The organism is Clostridium pasteurianum BC1 (genome assembly GCF_000389635.1).
GTDB lineage: Bacteria > Bacillota > Clostridia > Clostridiales > Clostridiaceae > Clostridium_I > Clostridium_I pasteurianum_A.
In genome coordinates this window covers 2130712-2155567 of the sequence record NC_021182.1, presented here as the reverse complement: position 1 = coordinate 2155567, position 24856 = coordinate 2130712, and the positions used below count along the sequence as shown (strand labels likewise).

Here is a 24856-nt window from a genome sequence, read left to right as displayed (position 1 = left end):
CATTAATGTATATGTAAAGATATTTTATTACAATATGTACATTATAAATTAAGTTGTTAACCCAACTATAAACCACACTAATACAAAACTTATTAATATGGTCATATTTGATAATATTCCTATAAATTTTTGGTCATAATTAAATTCTATTGAAAAAGGTATAATTGCTGAAGCTGTTGGTAAAATAAATCCAATAAGTAGAGTATATTTAGACATCTTATCAAAAGGTGAAAATATAAAAAATATAATTCCAACTGTAAAACCTATGATATATCTTAATGCTAACACTGAGGCAATATCTTTAAATTGTCGTAAATCAAATTTAAAGCTTAAATATATTCCCAAAAGTAATAATGACATTGGCATATTGGCTTTAGATATGACGCTGGAAAAATCGATAACCATCTTTGGTAAATGCACCCCTAGGATATTTATAACTACTGAAATGATATATGTAAGCAAAGGTATCGATTTAAATACTTTGCCTGCTGTCTCTTTAATATCCAGCTTTCCAGCTTCATCTGAAAAATAACTTGCAATAATATAGCATAGTCCAAATATTATAAAAGAATTTCCTAAATCAAACATACCAAAATATTTTACACCTTCATGTCCCCAAATTGCCTGAACCAACGGGTAAGCAAAAAGTCCTATATTAAAAGCAGGTAGCAGCATAAGAAGAACTCCTTTTATTCTTCTCTTTTTTTTCCTAAATACATATAAACCAATTCCCATCATAAAAAATCCATATAACATATTTATAAAGGTTAACTTAACAAGAGAAGGTTCAACTTTTAGAGTGCTAAAAGTATTTATAATAAGACATGGCAGTGTAACATTAATTACAATTCTTGCAAGCCCTTCACCATCTTCCTCCTTAACTATATTTAATCTTTTACAAAGGTATCCCAATACTATAATAAGCATGGAAATTAAAAATTGACTATTGATACTATTCATAAAAATCCCCCTAAATGTAAAACTTCATAAGTTGTAAAAATGTTTTAAAATTGTTTTTGTAACCATTTGCATATATTACACAATTTAAATCCTATCACATAAAACAGTATAATAAAACTATACAAATAAATCAAAAATTATTTACAAAAAATTTAATTATTTATACCTAACTTAATCCATAAATATTAAACTCTTGTAGTTATCAATAAAGTTCATTTAGTGTGAATTGGTATCTCTACTAATTTTAGATAATTTATCTATATATGCCACTGCTATTATCGTACTTATGATTAGGTGTTTATTAAATTAAATAATCATAGGATAAATTAAAATATATCTTATGAAAAATCACAAAAATTGATAATATTTTAACAAAATTACTTCTATTTGACATCCAAAACAATAGTGCTATGATGAATTTATAAACTATTAAAACTTAAATGGGGTGGTTTTATTATGGTATTAAAAGAAAATAAAGATATTGAAAATGTAGTTGACAGCGCTTACAAACTATATATAGACGGTAAATGGATTGATAGCACTGAAAATAATACAATAAAGAGCTATAATCCTGCAAACGGCAAATTTTTAGCTGAATTTGTGGATGCAACTAATGATGATGTAGATAAAGCTGTAAATGCAGCTTGGAAAGCTTTTCATGAATGGAAAACAGTAAGCCGTGAGGAAAGAAGCAGGCTTCTCCTAAAAATTGCTGATTTAATTGAAGAAAATGCAGAACATCTAGCTTTAGTAGAAACCCTGGATAACGGTAAACCATTGAGAGAAACTCTTAATGTTGATGTGCCAGCCAGTGCAGATCATTTTAGATATTTTGCAGCAGCCATAAGAACTGAGGAAGGAACCGCTCAGGACATTGATAAGAATACATTGAGCATTGTTTTAAAGGAGCCTATTGGTGTTGTTGGCCAGGTTATTCCATGGAATTTTCCAATACTTATGGCAGCCTGGAAAATTGCTCCTGCACTAGCAGCTGGAGACACTATAGTCATTCATCCTTCTTCTTCTACTTCTTTAAGTCTTCTAGAACTTGTAAAGCTTATTGGCAATATACTCCCAGCAGGTGTATTGAATTTGATTACTGGAAAGGGTTCTAAATCTGGCGATTATATGCTTAAACACCAAGGTTTCAGTAAACTTGCCTTTACAGGTTCTACAGAAATAGGTTATGAAGTGGCAAAGGAAGCTGCAAATAAACTTATACCAGCTACTCTTGAACTTGGCGGTAAGTCTGCAAATATTTTCTTTGATGATGCTCCTTTTGAAAAGGCCATTGAAGGTGCACAATTAGGGATACTTTTTAATCAAGGTCAGGTTTGCTGTGCAGGCTCTAGATTATTTGTTCAAGAAGGTATCTATGATAAATTTCTTTCCGCTTTAAAAGAAGCCTTTGAAAAAGTAAAAGTAGGCCTTCCATGGGACATTGAAACTCAAATGGGTGCACAAGTAAATCACGGCCAACTGGAAAAAATATTAAACTATGTAGAAATAGGTAAAGAAGAAGGTGCAACCCTTATAACTGGAGGCTATAAGATTAATGAAGGTGAACTAGATTCTGGCGAGTTCATTAAACCAACACTTATTGCAGATGCTAAAAATGACATGAGAATAGCTCAGGAGGAAATCTTCGGACCTGTAGCCACAGTAATAAAATTTAAGGATGAAGAAGAAGTTATTAAACTGGCAAATGACTCTGAATATGGTCTTGGAGGAGCAGTATGGACAACAAATATAAATAAAGCTTTAAGAGTTGCTAAAGCAGTGGAAACAGGTAGAATGTGGGTTAATACTTACAATCAGTTACCTGCTGGTGCTCCTTTCGGTGGATATAAAAAGTCTGGAATAGGAAGAGAAACCTATAAATCAATTCTTGGTGCCTATACTCAAACCAAAAATATATTTATAAATATTTCAGATGATAAGCTTGGTTTATATTAAATATTAGTACTTCAACCATATATAAAAAATAGAATTTCTCATGAAAAAGAGCTGTATCACAATGCATATGTAGGTATTGTGATACAGCTCTTTGGTCATTCTACTATTAAAAATAATTATTAAAACCTGATTTTTAATAACTGAATTAGGCCATTCTCAAATTTAATGAATATTTATTACCTTTTGAGCAGCCTCCTCTTTTTAATATAAAGCATATACAAATATTATTTAATCAGTAAATAATATTAATTTTTTTGTTAATAGCAATTATTCAGTCATCAATAATCACTATAAAAAATTGATTATTTACTTTATAAGCCTAAAATTTACTATTTTTTGTGATTTTTTTATCAGGTCTAACTGGCTTATAAAATAAAAAAAATTAGATAAAGGAAAAAAATTTTAATATATATATACCTATAAAAATTGTAAACATGGAAAAAAAAGTTGATAAAATAACCACATCTCCTGTAAGCCTATAATCTGAATTCATTTCTCTAGCCATAATATAAGAAGATACTGCCGTAGGCGCACAAAATAATATAAATAACGATGCTAATTCGTTTCCTCTAAAACCTATTAAAATTGAGATAATCATTAATAGGCAAGGTAAAATTACAAGTCTTCCGACGGCAGCAATTAATGAATATCTTAAGTTTTTTACTACACTCTTAAATTCTAATTGTGCTCCTAATGTAATAAGTGCTAAAGGTGTACCTAGTGATGCAACCTCTGATACAGTTTTATCTATAAACATTGGCAACTTTAAAGAACAAGCTTTCATTAAAATAGCTATAACTGAAGCAATTATAAGCGGATTCTTTATTATACCAATTATAGTAAATTTAATCTTTTCTTTTATATTTATGTCACCATTCTCATCAAAGGCAGCTAAAATTACAACAGCTAAAAGATTATATGTAGGAATAGCTACTGGCAATAAAAGAGCTACATATTCTATATTAGATTTTCCAAGCATATTTATTCCAATAGGTATGCCAAGCAATACAAAATTACTTCTATATATTGTATGTATCATAGCCGAAGCTCTCTTTTTATCTTTTATGAATATTGGAATTATTATACACAATACTACTACGGAAATAACTATACTTAAAAATGCAAAAAGCAACAATTGACTATTAAAAGATTTTCCTACCTGTGCAGAATATATTTCATAAAAGAGAAGTGTAGATAAGCCCACTTTAAAATTAAATTTTACAGCTGTATTTATAAATTTCTCATCAATAAGCCCTATTTTTTTTGAAAAATATCCTACTGCCATAACTAAAAATATTGGCACTATTGCATTAAAGCTAAAAATTAGATTATTCAAAAATATTCCCACCTTAATTTAAGTAGTATTTCATTATATTATAATTCCAAAATAAGCTTAAACATCAAATAAAATTTAGTAATTTAAATTCATGTGTATATTAAATTCTGAAATTGTTTACCTATAACATTATATCACTTTATTAAATAATTAATAAAGAATATAAGTATTAAATATTCAGTAAGCATAGCCATATCTGATAATAAAATTTATGCAAAATAAAAAACTATCTCTAATGTATATAATACATAAGAAATAGTTTTTCTTTTTTAGTACTAAACAGCCTTTTTTATTTATTGTAAATTTTAAATTGTTTTACAAGAATCAGCTTTAACATTACTCTGACATTTAGTTAAATCTTCATCAGGAACATTATGCAATTCTATTAATTTACTAAGATATTCTGTATTAAAGCCTGCTATTAAATTATCACCTATTTCCATAAGTGGTCTTTTAATTAATAGCGGATCACTACATAAGAGTTCAAGTGTCTCTTCAGCTGGCAAAACTCCAGGAATTATAGTACCATTTTTAACTGCAGTAGCATTTGGGTTATACCATTCTTTAACATCAAGTCCCTTTAAATAAGGATAAAGTGTGTCTGGCGTCCATTTTTCAACTAAAATAGAACGTTCCTCTACAGCATGTCCTGATGATGTAAGTAAAGCCTTTTGTCGTAATCCTCCCTTGCAGCCTGGTTTAGTGTAGAAAATAATATGTGACATGTAATTTCCCTCCCTCTTGCAATTTAATCATATAGGTAATACGTCTAAATACTCATGTTTAGATAACATTAATTATTATTTAATATTAATTATATATATTTTATCATATTATTACTATTTTTCAATAGTATTTTCCAATCTTTCTCTCTTTTCTAAAATAACCGAAGTACGAGCCCTACTAAGTAAGTTACATTAATAGTATTTACTATAATATAATAATTAAATAGTAAGTTATTTAAAAATACGTATTACTCCTTCATCATTCATTTTCTTTAATATAGTTACTAAAATTGGTAAAAGAAATAATCCAATAAATCCCAAAAGCTGTGCACCAACAAACATACATATTAATGTAACAATTGGGTGAAGTCCTATTTGATTTCCCACTATTTTAGGTTCTAATACCTGTCTAATTATCAGAATAAGTAAATAAAGACTAACTAATCCAATGGCCAAACTGATATTGCCCGTAACAATGGATATAATTGCCCAAGGCAATAGTGTCCCTCCTGTACCTAAAATGGGCAGTATATCAATTATTGCAATTAGTGCCGCAATTAATATAGAATTTGATATTTTTAATATAGATAAGCCTACGGACAGTTCTATAAATGTAATTGTAATTAAAATAGCATAGGCTCGTATAAATTTTAAAATTGTATCAACACCATTTTTTTTAATATTTATTATAATATTCTGATTCTTTTCTGAAAACTGCCTTAATATAAATTTAGTTATCTTGTAATAGTCAATGGTAAAAAAGAAGGATGAAACAATAGTAAATAAAATTTTTATAAAAAAAGATGGTATACCTCCCGCAACACTCACAACAGCTTTTACAACAGTTGAAGACATAGATTTGACAAATGATAAAATAGAATCATTCATGTTCTCAAAGCCATTAGATAGCCAGATATCCGTTTGTGGAACAGTTTTTCTAAGCCATGCTACCCCTTCTTTTAATATTGGCTCCACAGTATTAATATAAAATCCAGGCAAATTATTAAAAATTTCTTTTATAGATGTAAATATTTTTACTCCAAATAAACTAATTAACATGAAAAATATTAAATAGAAAATTATTAAGGTAATAATAGAAATCCAACTTCGCTTTATGTTACCTTTTTTTGTAATATAATTTATAACAGGTTTTAAAATTAAAGAAATAAAAAAACCGATTATAAATGGTATAAATATTGGAATTACATATTTTAGCGCAGCAAATATGAGAGTGTAAAATAATCTGTGTAAACTCCATAAAGATGATATAATTATTCTTATTAAATGGAGGGTGCACAGATTATGTCTTTTTCAAGAAAGGAACTTATTAAACAACTTATTAAGGAAACAAAGCCTACAAGTGCAAAAGATGTTCAAGAAACATTGAAAGATCTATTCGCCGATACGCTTAAAGAAATGTTAGAAGCGGAGCTTGATGACCATCTGGGATATTCTAAATATGACTACAAAAATAAAAATACATCTAATAGTAGAAATGGACGAAGCTCTAAAAAGGTAATTTCAGATCTTGGAGAATTTCAACTTGATGTACCAAGAGATAGAAACAGTAGTTTTGAACCGGAGGTTGTTAAGAAAAATCAAACAGATATATCTGGAATTGAAGATCAAGTTATTGGTATGTATGCAAAAGGAATGACTACCAGAGATATTGCTACTCACTTAGAAAACATATATGGTTTTGAGGCTTCGCCTACACTAATATCTGGTATAACAGATAAAATTACTCCTATAGCTAAAGAATGGCAAAATAGACCATTAGAAGCCGTTTATCCTATAATCTTTATGGATGCCATACATTATAAAGTTAAACAGGATAATAGAGTCATAAACAAGGCTGCTTACGCAGTTATTGGAGTAAACTTAGATGGTATTAAAGAAGTTTTGGGAATTTGGATTGGAGCTAATGAAACATCAAAATACTGGCTCTTAGTATTAAATGAACTTAAAAATAGAGGGGTTAATGATATACTTATAGCTTGTGTTGATGGTCTTAATGGATTTAAAGAAGCTATTAAAGCGATTTATCCTCGTACTGAGATTCAGAGATGCATAATACATCAAATTAGAAACTCTTCTAAATATGTATCTTATAAAGATTTAAAAGCATTCAATGCAGATTTAAAACTAGTATATACATCTGCAACAGAAGATGCAGCCTTAGCGGAGCTAGCTAAATTTGAAGAAAAATGGGGAGATAAATATCTTATTGCTATCCGCTCATGGAAAGCTAATTGGGAAGAACTTTCTACATTCTTCAAATACCCGCCAGAGATACGAAAAATAATATATACTACCAATGCAATGGAAAGCTATAATAGACAATTAAGAAAAGTAACCAAGAGTAAAAGCGTATTTCCTTCAGATGATGCTTTACTTAAAATGCTTTATCTAGCAACAATGGATATAAGCAAAAAGTGGACCCAATCTATACGTGGATGGGCTCAAATACTAGCTCAATTATCTATATATTTTAGTGATAGGCTTGAAACTGTAATTTTTTAAATTTACCTATAATCTTCTAGTCATAGCTATAATGCTTTACTGTAAAAATATATAATAAATATAAAAAACTAGGTTTTTATATTTCTAATACCAAACCTAGTTTCTCATAAAAACATCTAATTTAAAATTTCTTATGGCAGTTTACACAAAATTATTGACAGACTCGCAAATATAAGTCCAATTATCACAAGCATATAAGTTAATCTTATAATAAAATTCTTTTGTTTTTGTATATCCATTTTTTTGTTGCCTCCATTCGTACTCAAATGTTGTGTAAATAGACTGCTTTCCCTTTATTACATTAATTATCCTATATCATATCTTTTAAAAATATCCAATTTAAATCTGTAGATAATTCTTCACTATAACTATATCCATAGTCAAAATCCTTTAAACTCTCTTTATTGTCAATATAATTTTCTGTTACATATCTTACCATAAGTCCTCTGGCTCTTTTAGCATTAAAAGGAATGATTTTATATGTTCCATTCCTATATTCTTTAAAAATTATATTTACAATTTTTCCATTAAAATTATTAATATTTACCACTTGTGAATATTCTTTAGAAGATAAATTTATTAAACTTTTATCTTTCTGATTTTTTATTTCTTCATTTAGATAATTTGTAATTTTATCACTCCAGAAATTATATAAATTATTGCTCTTCTTATTTTTTAATTTAATTCCCATTTCCAATCTATAAGGCTGTATAATATCTAAGGGTCTAACTACTCCATACAATCCAGATAAAATTCTCAAATGCTGCTGAATAAATCTTAATTCATCACCATTGAATTTTTCTGAATTTATCTGTTTGTAAACTTCACCATCATAATAAGCTATAGCTTGTTTTGAATTGTCCATATTATGAGTTTTTTTCCATCTGTGATATCTTACAATATTTAATTCTGATAATTTATCACTTATTGCCATTAAACTAGAAAGTTGTATGGGATCATACCTTTTAAGCTCCTTGATCAAAACTTCAGCTTCTTTAATAAATATAGGTTCAGTATACAAATCAGTGGCTATGTTTTTATGTTCATTCATACTTTTAGCTGGCGCAATTATCTATATCATTTTGTTAATTTCCTCCAAATACATTTTATTACACTAATCTATATACATAAGTTTATACTAATTATACTATAGAATAATTAGTATACCATCTAATTAAATTTTCTACGTGCCTTTTTGTTAATTCAAATAATCTTATTTGAATCCTTTTTAATTTCACTAAGTTATATAACTTATTAGAAACATACATCTGAATTATACATTTTTAAAGAATAGAATATTACAGAAACTAATCGTAATAAGGTAAATGATAAAAATAAAAAGCACTTAATCTACCATGAAGAAGACTAAATGCTTTTTTGCCTTATATTAATAAAATATTGTGACAAATTCCATTTTCCATTAAAAAATTCGCCTTTTTAACAGGTTTATATTTAACTTAATATAATCATCTTATTTTAGAACCCAAATACTGGCGCCATAAAATAAGCAAATAATCCTAAAACCACCACATAAGCCACACAAAATTTTAATGTTGAATTTAATATTTTTCCTTCTTTTCCAGCAAGACCTGTAGCCGCCGTTGCTACGGCTATACTTTGAGGTGATATCATCTTTCCAGCGGTTGCACCTCCAGTATTAGCTGCTGCAAGCCAATATGGATTTAATCCCAAAGATTTTGCCATTTCAACCTGAAGTCCACCAAATAAAACATTAGCTGAAGTATCACTTCCAGTTACAAAAGTTCCAAGAGCACCAATTAATGGAGCTATTACTGGATAAAATTTTCCCGTTCCTGACACCAAAACAACGGCTATAGATTTTACCATTCCAGAATATCCCATAACTTTTGCCAATGCCAATATTGAAACTATAGTGATTGTAGATTTACTCATCTGTCTAATTGTATTTATAAAAACGTTTACTATTTCTTTAAAGCTAGTACCCTGAATTAATCCACCAATAAAGGTTGCTATTATAATTAATGTACCTGGATTTGCAATCCATAGAAATGAGTATGGTTTAGCACTTACTCCTGTATAAATCTGAATTGATGTTTGTATATTTGATAATGCGCCACTTATTGGCTTAAATAAAGAGCTGGTAAATATAATAAATGTAAAAATCAAAATAAATGGAACCCATGCTAGAAATCCTTCTTTAAAAGATATTTTTTCAACTTTTTTTGATGCAGAAGATTTATAAAATACTTTAGCTATACTTATAGTAACTACCAAACAAATAACTGAACCTAGTATTGCTGGTAATTCTGCTCCCAAATATTTAGCCGCTACAACTTCTGGTATTGCAAAAGAAAGTCCTGAAGCTAAAGATATTAAAAACACCCCTTTTATAGACTTCACACTTTTCCCTGTAAGCATAACTAAAATTATTGGAACTATAATAATTAATAATGTTAACTGTATTCCAACTGCATAGCTTAATGTATTTACATCTATATTAGTTATCTTAGCAAGTGTAGAAACAGGAAGTCCTATGGCCCCAAAAGCTGTAGGTGTTGTATTTGCAATTAGACATATAATTGCTGCAAATATTGGTTCAAATCCAAGCGCTGCCATTATACTGGCAGGTATAGCTACTGACGTGCCAAACCCTGCAATAGCTTCAAGGAAGCCACCAAAGCCCCAGGCAAGAATAAGAACTAAAATTCTTTTATCTGTGGTAATACTAGTCATCATCTTTTTAATTATATCCATACTTTTTGTATAAACAGATAGATTATAAGTAAACACAGCAGCAATTATTACAAGCATTATAGGCCATATTGCCATTGCTGCTCCTTCTAAGGATGCAGTTATTGACTGTGCTAAAGGCATTTTCCAGACAATAACAGCTAGAATTATAGTTATCAGTAATGTAGCTGGGCAGGTTTTATGGCCTGGCATTTTTAATGCTACTAAGGAAATCATTAACCATACAATTGGAATCAGAGCAATAAAAAATATTACGTAAATATTCATAAATTTCTCCCCCTATTTATTATGCCACAGGATAATGTGGCAGCAATATGATTAATATATTTTATCCTATAACTTCTTCAACGCCATAAAAAAAGCGACAATGTCGCTTTTTATTTAACCTTAGGCTCCACAGGTAGAACATATACCTATGAATATTCTCATTATAGGAAAATATATTTTATCCTTTTTCTTTACTATTTCTATACTTTGCATCAATAATATAATAAATTTGTATTAAACGTTTTCATTTTATGAAAACTATATTACTACAAAAAATAAAAATGTTGAAACAATAAAAAATGCTACATAACTACTTATAACATCTCCTTTAATGAATTATTACCAAAATTCTACTTGTTATTTCTATATTATCATTATATTGTAATAATTGCAATAATAGTTATTTTTCAGTAAAATAATTTATAGCTGCGAATTACTATAAGCTATTCTATCTACCTATTTTATGATAATTAAAAATTCATTTTAACTTAACTACTATTATCAAAGTATGCAAAAACATCGTTAAATTATTACTTATATGTAATAAAAATTCAAAATTTATATTTCCATGCAATTACTCTGTTTAAATATAAATTCAGTAAGTAAATCCTGTAACCATTATTATCTCTATATTTGTAAATAGAATTATCCTTATAAATGATTTCCTGAAATACTTACCGAATTAAATTTGAAGAAATACCTTTTATTAGCATAAAAATACCATATATTAAGCATCTGTTATAATCTATTTGAGTATGACAATAACTTCATACAAACTAATATTGAACATTTTTTAGATATAAACCTTTTGCCTGAGCTATTGGACCGTATTCTTCTCTTTTTCTTTTATCTAATATTTTTTCTATATCCATGGATTTAAGCTTCCCTTTACCCACCTCCAAAAGAGTTCCCACAATAATTCTAACCATATTAAGTAAAAATCCATCTCCATTTACTTCTATTTCTATGATATCCTCTTTTTCTAATATGTTTATATAATTTATAATTTTAATGGTGGATTTACCATTAGGCTTTAAATTAGTAAAACTCTGAAAATCATGAGTTCCAATTAAAATCTCTGCTGCATTTCTCATTTCATTTAAATTAAGCCTCTCATCAGTATGGTAAGCATACTTTCTAGTAAATACATTTCTAAATTTATTATTATTTATTCTATATAAATAAGTTTTTGATTTAGCATTATATCTGGCATGAAATCTTTCTGCAGTATCCTCAATAGATTTTACTACTATATCTTCAGGTAAAAATTCATATAAATAGTCTAGCATAGTATTTACAGTAAGCTCACTATTAGTATGAAAATTTGCTATATAATTTTCAGCATGAACTCCTGCATCAGTTCTTCCACAACCTATTATTTGAATATCTTCACCAGTCATTTTAGATAAAACATTTTCTATTTTATATTGTATGGTTGACTCACCATATTTTTGTTTTTGCCATCCCTTATACTTGCTTCCGTCATACTGAATTGTCATTTTTAAATTTCTCATATAGTACCACCTTTGATCTATTTTCTTATCCATTGTTTATTTTTTCTAAGGACATCTTAATTATATAGTTTATATCAATATAAAGCTATTGCATTTTCAATATTCATTTTATTTTTATAGGAATAGGATATTTAAATATTATGGTGTATTTAAATTAGTTATTACAACACAATTACGGCCATTGGCTTTTGCTTTGTAAAGAGCTTTATCACTTAATTTACAAAGTATAGCAATATCTGTTTTTTCATCTGGAATCATAGAAATTATTCCTATACTTACTGTGTATTTTACTGTAACACATTCATTAGTTGAGCTTTCTTCAATGGTCTTTCTTATTCTCTCTGCAATGTTATAAGAATCATCTTTATCAGAACCAAGGAGTAAGATAGCAAATTCATCGCCACCATATCTGCCAAACAAATCATATTCTCTCAACTGTTCCTTTGTTTTATCAGCAAAATCTCTCAAAGTAATATCTCCAATATTATGTCCATATGTATCATTAACGGTTTTGAAATTATCAATATCTACAAGTAAAAATGAAATAGGTTCTTTTTTCTTAACAAAATAAGCTATACTTCTTTTCGCTCCATTAATAAAAGTTCTACGATTAAGAATACCTGTCAATTCATCGGTACTTGCCAGTTTCACAAGTTCCAAATCTATTTGCTCCTTCGATAGAATAACAAAACCAGTACTAGTAAGTCCCAACATCATTAGCATACTAATAAGAGTTAAAGATCCCGTTTCATAAATGCCTTTAATAAATGTAGTCATATACTTATATGGACTAATAGCTATAAAAGCTCTGAAAATTAGAATCATAATTACAAGACAACATAGAGATCCCATAATTCGCTGAAGTATAGAAGATTCTTTATTTTTCATGAGGCAAAACCCTGGAAAAGCTATTAATAAAACTATAAAGATTGAGATAACACTAATTCTTATATTTTCGACATTATAAAATACAGTAATACAATTAAAAATGAATATCATAACTATAGTTAAAAAAACATATATTGTTTTTATGTTCTTTTCAAAGACATTTATTAACATCAGTATGGCTATAGACTCAAATGACACTCCAAGTAGAGCTATAGAGTTTGCAATAGAAATAGATATGAAATTAGGTATAACACCTCTTAAAGCAACAAGACTCCATGCAATTAGCTCAAGAACTTTTGAGGTTGCAAACATATTTATAGATTTATCCATTTTATGATCAAATCTATATGCCATAATATAGATGATGATGAAAATATTTCCTAAAACAACAGGAATCAAAATAGTCTTCATATCAATATTAAAAACCATATATTCTACCTCCAATAAATATAAATTCACTGTATAATTCTATCATTGAATTATAGTATATACAATTCAAATTTACTTTAAAACCAAAGAACTACTGACATTTTTGATTATTATTTCATAAAATATATTGTAACTGATGAGCTTAGACATGCAAACCTCTATAATTTTTTATTCACATTAGGTAGATGCGCTGAACAAAATAAAAAATAAGACTATTTTAAAACGCATATTAACACATTTTAAAACAGTCCTACTTATTACAAAATATGATTTCATAAGTCTCTCTAATCTTTTTTTCAAATTCTCATCATATCCATTAAATATAATTATATATGCTTTTTAGCCTCTATGAGCTTTTCATTAGCTTTCTCCATAAATTCAATAGCTTCAACTATATATTTAGCAGTTTCTTCTTTATTCATAAGCTTACACTTTTCTACCCATTCATTAAAATTATCTTCATGAGATTTATTGTGTTCAACCCAATGATCAAGTAAAATTTTTAGAGTTTTTTCATCTTTATTTAGATTGTTATTATCAGTATTATCATGATCAAAATGATGATGAGTATGTTTGTTCGTATCTATGTTATTATTCATAAACTTGTCCTCTCAATTAAAAACTTATTTCTGTTCTATAATAATCTTATGATCTAAAAGCCTTATTTCTTTTAGCAGGCCTTCAATCACCTTTTTTTCTCCTAACAAATCGTATAAACACAATTTACCATCAGCTTCTGGAAATACATTAACTACATAATCCATCAACTTATACTCTCCTTCAGGAGTTATTAAATAGGCTGTAGATTCACACATTTTTATTATCTCCTTTTATCATTTTATTTTTAAAATGCAATATTAGCCAATTTATTTTTTATTACCTTTATCTCTTCTAAGGTATTTTTACACTCATAGGGAGATTTATTAACCCTATCAGAGTTTCCTACATCTTCTGAATAATGCATTGAACCAAGATAAACTTCTCTATCAATATTTTTCATTATATAATCCTCATCATCTTCATTTTTGATTTTATTTGCTACTACAAAAACTTTTTCAATACCAATATCTTTAGCAAGCTTCTTAACATATTTATAGGTTTGAATGCTTCTAATTCCCGGTTCTACTACTACAATAAATGCATCTACGCCTTCAGCTGTTCCCCTTCCAAGATGTTCTATTCCCGCTTCCATATCCATAATTACAATATCTTTATTTTGTAAAATCAGATGTGAAGTCAATCTCTTAAGAAGAACATTTTCAGGACATATGCATCCAGATCCTCCAGTATCTACTGTACCCATTGTAAGAACCTTTACTCCGTTATACTCTTTACAATACCTTTCTGGTATATCATCCACTTTAGGATTAATTTTGAACATCTTTCCAAATGTACCAGGACTAGACTTAGTTCTTTCAGCAACTAAATTTTTCATTTCTGATATAGGTACAATCTCATCTATTAAATTTTGAGGAAATCCAAGTGCCAAAGCTAAATTTTCATCTGGATCTGCATCTACAGCCAAAACCTTATAGCCTTCTTCTGCATATAGTCTGCTTATTATTGCTGCAAAAGTAGTTTTCCCTACTCCGCCTTTTCCTGTAATGGCTATCTTCATTTTTATCCCTCCTGTTAAAAATCTAATATTATATACGTATTTTGCTGCGTTTTTCATTAAGTCTATTAACTATTTGTTCAACTGTTTTATGTGGATCTGGTTCTACATAAAACTTTGCACCAACCCAATCTTCTATTTTATTGGTTAGTATATCTACTACCTCTGGACTTCCTGTAACCGGTGGAACTATTCCAAGCCATGTATCTATACCAGAAGATACTACATAAGTTCCAATGGCTAAAGCTTTTTCCGCCATCCATTCTGGAGCTGCACCTGCAACTGGTAAATCGCTTATATCCAAATTCAAATAATTCGCTATAGTTCCAATAAGTTCTAATATACGACTTATATCAACACAAGAACCCATATGAAGTACTGGTGGAATATCTAATAATTCACATACTTTTTGAAGTCCTGGGCCAGCATATTTTTCAGCTGCATCTTTTTTAAGTAATCCATATTTTGCTGCTGCTTGAGCAGAACACCCTGTAACTACTACTATAATATCTTTCTCTATTAGCCCTTTAATTATCTCTATGTGACCTTCATCCTGAACTGTATTTATGTTATTGCAGCCCACTATAGCGACAGCACCTTTTAAAATTCCTGACACTATAACATCTACTAAAGGTTTAACTGTCTGTTTTTCAGCTGTTTTTTCATCCACAAGCTTGTCTAGCTTATTGATTATCTCTTCAACACTATAGCCAACTTCTGCTTCAGATTTAAACTCTGGTATCATAACTTTATTTTTATCTCTATTTTTGAAATTTAATATAGCTTCCTTCAATATGTTTTTAGCTGTTTCTAATTTATTTTCTTCACCCATTTCTATATGAGTTGCCCCCTTAATACGGGCCTTTGATGAAGTTGTTATAAATTTAGTATGATAGTTTTTTGAAAGTTCAGCTAGTGATGGCAATATACACTGCACATCAACTATTACAGCTTCTACAGCTCCAGTTATTACAGCCAATTCCTGCTGCATGAAGTTACCTGCTAATTTAACACCATGTCTCATAGCAGCCTCATTAGCAGTGCAGCACATACCACATAAATTAATTCCATCTGCTCCTACAGATTTAGCAAGTTCCATCATTTCCGGTAATTCAGAGGCTTGTATAATCATTTCTGAAAGAGTTGGCTCATGTCCATGCAGTACTATATTTACTTCATTATCCTCTAAAACTCCCAAATTTGCCTGAGTAAATCTTTCCTGTGGAGTTCCAAACATTATATCACTAAATTCAGTTGCCATATAGGAACCTAACCAACCATCCCCTAATGAACATCTCATTGCCATCTTTATCATGCCTTCAGCATCAGCCATACATCCTATATGGGTTGAATGCATGACAGCTACAACTTCTCTATCTATGGATCTTGGTATCATATTTAGTTCTTTCCAGACCTGTTTTCTTTTTTCTGGGACAGTAGGTGGTAAGTTTACTTCTCCAAAAGCTCTGCCATAATCCTCTAAGCCTGCTTTTGCAACATCATGAGCTATATCGTATATGTCTCTATCTTCAGTCTGTATTCCAAATCTCTCGGCTACTTTCATCAGCTTAGTTTTGTCCTTAACTTTAATATCACCATCTACACTTGAATTATATAGATCAAGCGCTATACTTCTTCCATGATCTGAGTGAGATGCTGTACCTGCAGCTATCATTCTGGCAAAGTTTCTTGAAACTATAACATCTGCGGTAGCACCACATACTCCTTTTTGTACACCTTTACCTGGTACCGGACTTACTCTACAGGGACCTAATCCACAATTTCTACAACAGACTCCAGCTGTTCCAAAACCACAGGAAGTCTTCAAAATAGCTTTTCTATCCCAAGCAGTTTCAATTGACTCATCCTTCGCTTTCTTTATCATAGTTAAAGTACTTGGATCAATTGAAATCTTTTTTTCTTCTGACATATATTAATTCACCTCTTATTTTTTCTTTGGTTATTTGAAAATTATGTATAATTATCAAATTATTAATTTATTTTAGTATACATACTAAATTGTTAATGTTTTAATGGTATCATAAGCAATTTATACGCACAACTTTTTTATTATTAAGAAATTGTAACTTAATTTTAATGTATAATTCACTTAATTATGCAAGCAAAATATTATTGCATCGCTAATTAGGTTTAGTATATTACGATAATTTAAGTGTCACAAGTACTTACTTTTATGTAACCTATATTAAATTATCTAAAAGTAAGTAACAATTCATATGTAAATTATATTTTTCTAATTATCTCATTTAAACTTAGTTTGGATACAAACTCCTACTAAGTATCCAGTGACATGCCTCCGCTGTCTGTTGCTTTAGAAAGTTGAGTGTTACAGCGAGGCTAATCATCTGATAAATTAAACTTCATTATTGATATATACTGATATGTATTCCTTAATAATTTTAATGAATTTGTTCCAATATGCACAAAAAGATTACCTATATTTCATAGGTAATCTTAACTGCATTTGTTAATATACATTCTCATTTCTTTATCCCATAACCAGTGGCTATAATACTGCACCCTTAATGCTGGAAATAACAGTGATAGGTCCCTAGATAATTCATCTAAACTTAAAGGGAGTACAAACAAGCTCCATTTAAGTAAGATTCGTTGATAATAAATAATTATATATCCTATACACCATTACTTATTGAGGTGGTATATATTTTTTCTAGCAGAGTTAACGCACCAGTATATCCTATATAACTCCTGTTAATTACTACCTCAAAAGAAGATGGGCAACTAATCTCTACTATTAACCCCTTTAATTCTTTTATTACATCTCTTTCCCAAGCAGAAGAAAATATTATTGGTGTGCTGCTTCCGAAATCCGACTCTTTCAATTTCTTCTCAATTATATAACCATCTTCAACAAATTCAACTTCAGTAGATACATCATCTGCAAGACGCTTATATTCCTCTTGAATAGCTTGTCTATATTTTTCTGGCGGATTATCAGTTATAATCTGTTTTACTGGAATCAATCCAAGTTGATTTACTAAAAACTTATTTAAAGCTATATTATATGCACTATCCCCTATAACTGCATATTTAGAGGGTAACCCAAACCAAAATTCAGAAAAGAAATCAGAAAAATGATCAAGGAAATAATAATATCTATCTTCTTCCTTTTGAATAAACTCTTCAGCTTTTTCTTTATCTATTCCCGCAAAGTCAACAACCTGACGTATGAATTTTGTTGTCTCTTCTGCACCAATTGGAATAATAGGAATATGTAAATAAGGCTGATTATATTTTTCTTCTAAATGCTTAGCTGTTTTAACTCCTACCCAGGGAGAAAGTACTAAATTAAACTGAGCCTTAGGAATGTTCTTCCATTCCTCTACTCCTTTGCTTTCTGAACCAAATAAAATATTGACTTTAAATCCTGCTCCCTCAAGTACTCTTTTAATTTCAATAAAATCTCCACGCCAATAAGTATTAAAATAAGGAACTTCAGTCCAAAGATTTATTAATCCCTTTTCCTTTTCTCCATGATATTCTCCCACAAATTGATCTATTATAGCCTCAGTAACTATTTCATGGCCAATTAAATTATTTCCCTTAAAACCACCAGTCTCTGCAAATACAATTGGATAACCTTTTTTTTGATATTTTTTAACAATAGAACCTACATCGTCTCCCACAAGCTCTCCAATACAGCCGCTCAACACTACAAATAAGTCTCCATCCATTATTTTAAAAGATGATTTTATAAGGTCATCCAGCTTTTTAGCTCCACCAAATACAACTTCATTTTCTCCAGCATTTACACTTGGTATAACAGATGCCCCGCTATATCCACCACCTTGATATCCATTATTATAAGAAAGTATAAAATATTGCTTATCCACACAACCTGGTCCACAATGTACTAAAGGAATTCCCCTAGGAATTGCTGCTACAGTGTATGCTGCGCCTATGGCACAGGCGTAACGTGGGTGCACTATTGAATTAGTTTGTTCATTAGAATTTAATTTGCCTAACATAATATCTCCTTTTCTACAACAAAATTTCTTATTTCTTATTCTTCATCTAAAATTTCAGGATGCTTAGCAAGTATAAATGGATCTTCCTGATCTAACCACCACTTTGTATATGGTAACTTAACGTGCCTCTTTAAATTTTCACCAAATTTTTTATGAGCAAGAACTTCTAATAATGCCTCTCCCATTCTAATTATTCCCTGATATCCGAAAGGAAGATGCTCATCTCCTAATGGGAATGCTGGAATGCCAACCTTAGCAGCTAATGGAGCCAATCCATTGTGCCTGATAATTATAAAATCCGGGCTAACTCTCCTCAGTATTCCATAAAATTGAAATTGCTGTGTTTTACTTACTGTAAAATGCTCTACATCTCCATAATTGTCTACTAAGAATTTCAAGGTATCCTGCTCCTCATTTCCCCCATCATAAACAGGATCATGGTGGAATACCACAGAACCATTTACTTCAATACCCAATTCTTTTAAAACCGTAATTATACCATGAGCATAAGCTGAACCGGTTGCAACAAATCCTCTTACGCCCTTTAGTTTTTCTTTTAATTCATCTATTTTAGGTTTAACTCTTTCATGTTCCTTTTTAATAAATTCCTCTACTTGATTTTCTTTATTTACAAGTTTACCAATCTCTCTAAGCCAAGTATCTGTTCCTTTAAGTCCATAAGGCTGTGGTGCCTTAATTTCTGGAACACCATATTCCTGTTCTAATGCTGCTGCCATATAAGAACCTAATGTAAAACAAAATGTAGCTGATGCAGCTGCTTCTGAACTTTGAGCCAATTCATCCACAGTAGCCATATCTATTACATAATTTACTCTAAGTCCAATTGGGTTCAGCATTTCACTAAAATAATCAGTACCCCATAGAGCTATAATGTTTATTAAATCCTTTTGCTTTTTAGGATGCTTATTTACAATTTGTCTCAAAATACCATGTTGAGAAATATCAAATCCAGTACTCCAATGTTTAGATCTAAATCCTTCACAGGATAGAGGAATAACTGGAATTCCAAGTTCATTTTCAGCTTCTCTAGCTACACTGGCTATATCCTCACCAATGATTGCCGTAGCACAAGCCGCAGAAATAAAAATTGCCTTTGGCTTAAAACGGACCCATGCATCCTGTATTGACTGTCTTAATTTTTGTGTTGCACCAAAAACCATATCCTTTTCCAAGAGATTTGTACTTACAATCTGTATATTTTCTACCTTTTTTCCTCTACGAATTAATCCTATTTTATATCCTACATTAAATCTAGGATGAGCTGCTGAGCAACCTATAGATGAATGTTCAATCAAAATAGCATCAGGTATATTTCCCACCTGACATGCTACTATAGATTGGCTGCACATAGTCTGCTGATTAAATGGCATTTTTAATTCACAAAGCTTACAGCCCGTTCCTCTTTCACCGCCGCAGCTTTTTCCTTTTTTAAGTGCTCTAATTTGATAATTTGATTCTTTTACTAAATCTGATGCAGAACCATCCCAAGCAGTAATTGTGCCTAAACGCTTCTCACGATTTTCCACATCCACAAAATCCAAATTTATTTTCTTTACCTTTGCCATTTTGTCATCTCCTATTCATATTATGTATAGGTCACCGTAAAAAATAACTAGTAAGTATACTCGCCTAATTTATTTTAAAATGCCTAAAACTTCTTTTTATTGAATCACCTATTATGCTAATTTTACTGACTGCTTTAAATTGTATTATTTATACAAAAAAGGTTTTAAATCTAATTTATACAAATTGTAATTAAAATTATATACTCAATGGATGATAGCCAATAATAATTGTATACAAAATAGCTATTTTGATATGATTTTAATTTATTACAAATGTATATTAATTAAATTTAAAACCTCTAGTTTTCTAGTCAGTTTTAAAAAATTTATTATTATATCCCATATATTGTTCCTATTACAATATGCCTAATCTTATCAGTAAAACATATAAAACATATAAATTTAATATGTTTTACTGCTGAGATAATTATATTCTACCTAAGATTTTTTGTCAATACTGTTTTTGTTTAGTTTTTTCTATTTTTTATTTTATATATATTAAATATTTTCATTTAATTAGCTCCCTTTTTGAAAAATGTCTCTAAGCTTCCCGATTTCATATTTCACCAGCAAAGAAATGCTCACAATTTTAAATACTACCTCATAAAATATATTGTAGATAATTAATCCTGGAGGCTTATTAATGAAATATTATTGTCCTTTTGTTTTCGATCCACTTTATCCTCATATGTATCGAAATGAAAATACTATGCAGCCTGACCCTTATACTTATCCTGGAAATTTTCCAGGAGCGCTAAGGCTTATTGAAGGCGCAGTAGCTGGTGAAAGAGAGGATGAGCTCTTTTATGATTATTTAATAAACGCTGCCCCTACTCAGGAAGCTAAAAATATAATCGCAAGTATCAGAGATGATGAAATAAAGCATAACAAAATGTTTAGAAAGATTTATACAGAACTAACAGGAAAAGTATTACCCCCTACTCAGGATATGGCCTTTGAAAAACCACCATCATACTGTGATGGAATCAAAAGAGCACTGCAAGGAGAATTGGGCGCTGTTCAAAGATATAGACGAATCCTTTTTGCTCTTCAAAACAGAGTTCACATAAATATGCTTACTGAAATTATAACTGATGAGATTAGGCACGCAAACCTATATAATTTCTTATTCACATTAGGACGATGTGCTGAAAAAGGTGGAGAATAAATTATATATAAAAAATAAAATTAACTAGTCAGTATGCTAGTCTATTTCGTATGCTGCTACGTCAACAGAACCTTCAGATAGCATAACTATCCTCGGAAGCTGTTCCTTGTATGATCCAAAATATAAGCTGCATCTTTGACTTACTATTTATTTTCAGATGCCTTAAAAACGTTAACCTGGATGTTTATTATTAACGCAAAAAGCAACTATAGTAATTGAACTAACCAATACTGGATTAAAGTCTATTACATATAGTTGCTTTAATGTTGATTTAGGATATTTTATAGATAATTTAAATAAACATCATATAACCCTTATATATTCTTTATGATGTAAAATTTTTGCTTTTTTTCATAATTTATATAACTGGTTTTTAGACTAATAAAACATATTAATGTTTTATAAAATAAACTGCTATAACAACAGCACCTAAGATAAATCTATATATTGAGAATATTGCAAAGCCCTTGTTTTTCAAATAATTTAATAAAAACTTGATGGCTAATGCGCCCACTATAGCAGATGTTAAAACTGCTACAATAAATGAACCTTTATCTATAGGTATATTTCCCATTTTCTTTAGATGATATAAGGCATCTCCTAATATTATAGGAGATGAAAGTAAGAATGTAAACTTTGCAATACTCTCTCTTTCTATTCCCATAAAACGACCTGCGGACATAGTAATACCTGAACGTGATACACCTGGAACAACTGCTAATACTTGTGAGAATCCAACAATAAGACTTCTTTTTAAACCAATCTTCTCCATTTCAATTTCTTTACTACCAATTTTATCAGCATAGTATAATACTATACCCATTATAATAAGCATAATACCAATAAGTGCAGGATTTCTAAAATTCTGCATATAATTATCAAGAAAAACTCCAAATATGCCTCCAGGAATTGTAGCTGCTATAATTAGCCAAAATAACTTTCCATTTTCTGATTTTGGCTTTGTAAATCCTGAACTTATTAAAGATATCCAGTCCTTCCAGAAAAATAAGATAACTGCTAAAGCAGTACCTAAGTGTAATGCTACATCGAAAGCTACCCCAGGGTCTCCCCATCCAAAAAACCATGGAACTAATATTAAGTGAGCTGTGCTTGATATTGGCAAAAACTCGCCAATTCCCTGTACTATCCCATATACAATTGCTTGAAAAATACTCATTACAAATCTCCTCTCTTGTAAACATTAAATTTTATCTAATTTCTGCATTAGAAACATCGTTTCCTTTGTTGTCCCCTGATTGCTTTCCCTTAATAAATGCAACAATTGCTGGAATAATTGAAATAATTATAATGGCAACTAATACAAAAGAAAAGTTTTGTTTTATTAACGGTAAATTTCCAAAGAAAAATCCACCAACTAAAAATAACGTTACCCATAAAAATCCGCCTAATACATTATAAATTATAAAATGTAAATAACGCATTTCTCCTATACCGGCCACAAAAGGTACAAAAGTTCTTATTATAGGAATAAATCTTCCTATGACTATAGTCATTGAGCCATGCTTTTCATAAAACTTATGTGCCTTTTCAAGATATTCTTTATTTATATATTTCAAGTCTTTCTTTTCTAATATTCCAGTTCCTATCTTTTTCCCAATGCTATAATTTACAGTATCACCTAATACTGCTGATACAAAGAATATCAGAAACAAAATAAAAATGTTAAGTGAGCCAATAGAAGCTAATGCTCCTGTCGCAAATAGTATTGAATCTCCTGGTAAAAATGGAGTGACCACTAATCCAGTCTCACAGAAAATAATAAGAAATATAAGTAAATATGTCCACATTCCATAGCTTTGTATTATTACACCTAAAGACTTATCAAGATGTAAAATACCATTAATAAAATTCATTAAAGTACTCATTTTTTCTCCTTTCATCATTTAAAATCATTTAATTATGCATTTATTTTTCATGTAATTCTGATAAACAGAGTTCTTTGTTTCAGATGGAGTTTTTTTCTCCAGCTGAAACTTAGAAATCGTTATCCATGGACGTAGCAGCCGTTATCTCCCACTTTGATAGAAGTTGGGAGTATTACGGATGGTAGTCATCGGATAAATTATATGAAAATTTAGTTTTGCACTATTTATATTATTTATAATAAATATTAAAATCAGATTAAAAAACGCTTATATTAAGTTAAAAATCAATGCATTTTATGATCTAAAAAACAAAGCGAGCATGTTTTATTTTCACATACTCACTTTATCCATATTACTTTTAAATTTCAAAAGCATATCCTTCAGCCTTTAAGTATTCTATTATTTTAGGAAGGGCTTCTATTGTTTTCTGCCTTCCTGATGAATCATGCATTAATATAATTAAATTGTTTTTGCCTCTGGAAGTATTTTTTACATTGTTTATTAAATCATCAACAGTGTATTTAGTGTTCTCTGCATCCATACTAAGACAATTCCAATCAACTATTTTATAACCTTCACTCTTCACTGCTGTAATATACCGCTTGTCTCTCTGTCTAGATCCCCCTGGAAACCTAACCAATTTTGAATTATATCCTGGCAATATTGATTTTAACAGAATTTCATTTTTCTTAAAATCTTCAACTAAATTTTTAGGATCTGAGTAAAGATAATTAATATTGTGGGAATAGGTATGATTAGCTACTATGAACCCTTCATTTACTTCAAGCTTAAGTATTTCAGGATGAATGACCGCAGATTGTCCAATAACAAAGAATGTTGCCTTTACATTATATTTATTCAAAATACCAATTATTTGGGGGGTGGTATCGGCAGATGGCCCATCATCAAAAGTCAAATATGCTGTTTTTTTACTTGAAGGTATCTTATCAACATCCTGTAAATTTTCTTCCAATAATCCCTTACTGATATTAGAATTAATTACTAAATTTCTTACAGGAATTTTTATTTCAGATGCTTTAACCACACTTCTATCAACACCAGTATTGGTATGTCTATTTTGACCGGTTAAAAAAATCATTTCAACGTATCCAATACAGACTGAAAAAATTATAATTATAATTGCAATTTTTAAAATAGAACTAAAATTTTTACCTTTCAAAATGCACCTCATTTTTAACAAATTTGTAATATATACTGCTTTATTTATATCTGTGAGTAAATATAATACTATATTACCAA

At 29.7% G+C, this 24856-nt stretch carries 20 protein-coding genes; 3 read left to right on the top strand and 17 right to left on the bottom strand.

Annotation, left to right across the window (positions count from 1 at the left end; all coding sequences use genetic code 11):
• Positions 1-48: 48 nt before the first annotated feature.
• On the bottom strand, positions 49-960 hold the full coding sequence (locus tag CLOPA_RS10105; protein ID WP_015615327.1) for an AEC family transporter: 912 nt from the start codon (positions 958-960) through the stop codon (positions 49-51).
• Between the two features lie 456 nt (positions 961-1416).
• On the opposite strand from CLOPA_RS10105, the gene CLOPA_RS10100 reads away from it, so the two are divergent.
• Complete coding sequence (locus CLOPA_RS10100) at positions 1417-2916, top strand: aldehyde dehydrogenase family protein (protein ID WP_015615326.1); 1500 nt, start codon at positions 1417-1419, stop codon at positions 2914-2916.
• Positions 2917-3298: 382 nt separating this feature from the next.
• Here CLOPA_RS10100 and CLOPA_RS10095 read toward each other — a convergent pair whose 3' ends face one another.
• The 3 genes from CLOPA_RS10095 to ytvI all read right to left on the bottom strand — a co-directional run bounded on the left by CLOPA_RS10095 (position 3299) and on the right by ytvI (position 6204).
• Positions 3299-4252 carry an AEC family transporter gene (locus CLOPA_RS10095; protein ID WP_015615325.1) on the bottom strand — a complete coding sequence of 318 codons (954 nt, stop codon included), beginning with the start codon at positions 4250-4252 and terminating at the stop codon, positions 3299-3301.
• A gap of 305 nt (positions 4253-4557) precedes the next feature.
• Positions 4558-4977: an ArsC/Spx/MgsR family protein gene (locus CLOPA_RS10090; protein WP_015615324.1), complete on the bottom strand. Its 420-nt coding sequence runs from the start codon at positions 4975-4977 to the stop codon at positions 4558-4560.
• A gap of 231 nt (positions 4978-5208) precedes the next feature.
• The gene (gene ytvI / locus CLOPA_RS10085) at positions 5209-6204 is read right to left on the bottom strand and encodes a sporulation integral membrane protein YtvI (protein WP_278246058.1); all 996 of its coding nucleotides are present in this window, start codon (positions 6202-6204) and stop codon (positions 5209-5211) included.
• Between the two features lie 75 nt (positions 6205-6279).
• Between ytvI and CLOPA_RS10080 the strand changes: the two genes are divergently transcribed.
• Positions 6280-7500, top strand: a complete 1221-nt coding sequence (locus CLOPA_RS10080) for an IS256 family transposase (protein ID WP_015614553.1) — start codon at positions 6280-6282, stop codon at positions 7498-7500.
• 310 nt (positions 7501-7810) lie between these two features.
• Here the strand turns inward: CLOPA_RS10080 and yaaA are convergent, their stop codons facing one another.
• From yaaA to CLOPA_RS10030, 10 genes are all read right to left on the bottom strand, one after another.
• Complete coding sequence (gene yaaA / locus CLOPA_RS10075; RefSeq protein WP_278246057.1) at positions 7811-8569, bottom strand: peroxide stress protein YaaA; 759 nt, start codon at positions 8567-8569, stop codon at positions 7811-7813.
• 407 nt (positions 8570-8976) lie between these two features.
• Positions 8977-10500 carry an L-lactate permease gene (locus CLOPA_RS10070; protein WP_015615321.1) on the bottom strand — a complete coding sequence of 508 codons (1524 nt, stop codon included), beginning with the start codon at positions 10498-10500 and terminating at the stop codon, positions 8977-8979.
• Between the two features lie 776 nt (positions 10501-11276).
• Positions 11277-12014: a tRNA pseudouridine(38-40) synthase TruA gene (gene truA, locus CLOPA_RS10065; RefSeq protein WP_015615320.1), complete on the bottom strand. Its 738-nt coding sequence runs from the start codon at positions 12012-12014 to the stop codon at positions 11277-11279.
• Positions 12015-12152: 138 nt separating this feature from the next.
• Entirely contained in the window at positions 12153-13331 is a 1179-nt protein-coding gene (locus CLOPA_RS10060; protein ID WP_015615319.1) for a GGDEF domain-containing protein, read from the bottom strand.
• A 326-nt stretch (positions 13332-13657) separates the two neighbouring features.
• Entirely contained in the window at positions 13658-13930 is a 273-nt protein-coding gene (locus CLOPA_RS10055; protein WP_015615318.1) for a hypothetical protein, read from the bottom strand.
• Positions 13931-13954: 24 nt separating this feature from the next.
• Complete coding sequence (locus tag CLOPA_RS10050) at positions 13955-14146, bottom strand: CooT family nickel-binding protein (protein ID WP_015615317.1); 192 nt, start codon at positions 14144-14146, stop codon at positions 13955-13957.
• 29 nt (positions 14147-14175) lie between these two features.
• Positions 14176-14949 carry an AAA family ATPase gene (locus CLOPA_RS10045; protein WP_015615316.1) on the bottom strand — a complete coding sequence of 258 codons (774 nt, stop codon included), beginning with the start codon at positions 14947-14949 and terminating at the stop codon, positions 14176-14178.
• A gap of 28 nt (positions 14950-14977) precedes the next feature.
• Positions 14978-16876 carry an anaerobic carbon-monoxide dehydrogenase catalytic subunit gene (gene cooS / locus CLOPA_RS10040; RefSeq protein WP_015615315.1) on the bottom strand — a complete coding sequence of 633 codons (1899 nt, stop codon included), beginning with the start codon at positions 16874-16876 and terminating at the stop codon, positions 14978-14980.
• 724 nt (positions 16877-17600) lie between these two features.
• On the bottom strand, positions 17601-18956 hold the full coding sequence (locus CLOPA_RS10035; protein ID WP_015615314.1) for a nitrogenase component 1: 1356 nt from the start codon (positions 18954-18956) through the stop codon (positions 17601-17603).
• Between the two features lie 35 nt (positions 18957-18991).
• Positions 18992-20542, bottom strand: a complete 1551-nt coding sequence (locus CLOPA_RS10030; protein ID WP_015615313.1) for a nitrogenase component 1 — start codon at positions 20540-20542, stop codon at positions 18992-18994.
• 643 nt (positions 20543-21185) lie between these two features.
• On the opposite strand from CLOPA_RS10030, the gene CLOPA_RS10025 reads away from it, so the two are divergent.
• Complete coding sequence (locus tag CLOPA_RS10025) at positions 21186-21710, top strand: ferritin-like domain-containing protein (protein WP_015615312.1); 525 nt, start codon at positions 21186-21188, stop codon at positions 21708-21710.
• A 391-nt stretch (positions 21711-22101) separates the two neighbouring features.
• Here CLOPA_RS10025 and uppP read toward each other — a convergent pair whose 3' ends face one another.
• The 3 genes from uppP to CLOPA_RS10010 form a co-directional block, all read right to left on the bottom strand.
• Positions 22102-22887, bottom strand: coding sequence for an undecaprenyl-diphosphatase UppP (uppP, locus tag CLOPA_RS10020; RefSeq protein WP_015615311.1), 786 nt, complete (start codon positions 22885-22887; stop codon positions 22102-22104).
• 31 nt (positions 22888-22918) lie between these two features.
• Positions 22919-23596, bottom strand: coding sequence for a DedA family protein (locus CLOPA_RS10015; RefSeq protein ID WP_015615310.1), 678 nt, complete (start codon positions 23594-23596; stop codon positions 22919-22921).
• Between the two features lie 358 nt (positions 23597-23954).
• Positions 23955-24776, bottom strand: a complete 822-nt coding sequence (locus CLOPA_RS10010; RefSeq protein ID WP_015615309.1) for a polysaccharide deacetylase family protein — start codon at positions 24774-24776, stop codon at positions 23955-23957.
• Positions 24777-24856: the final 80 nt, after the last annotated feature.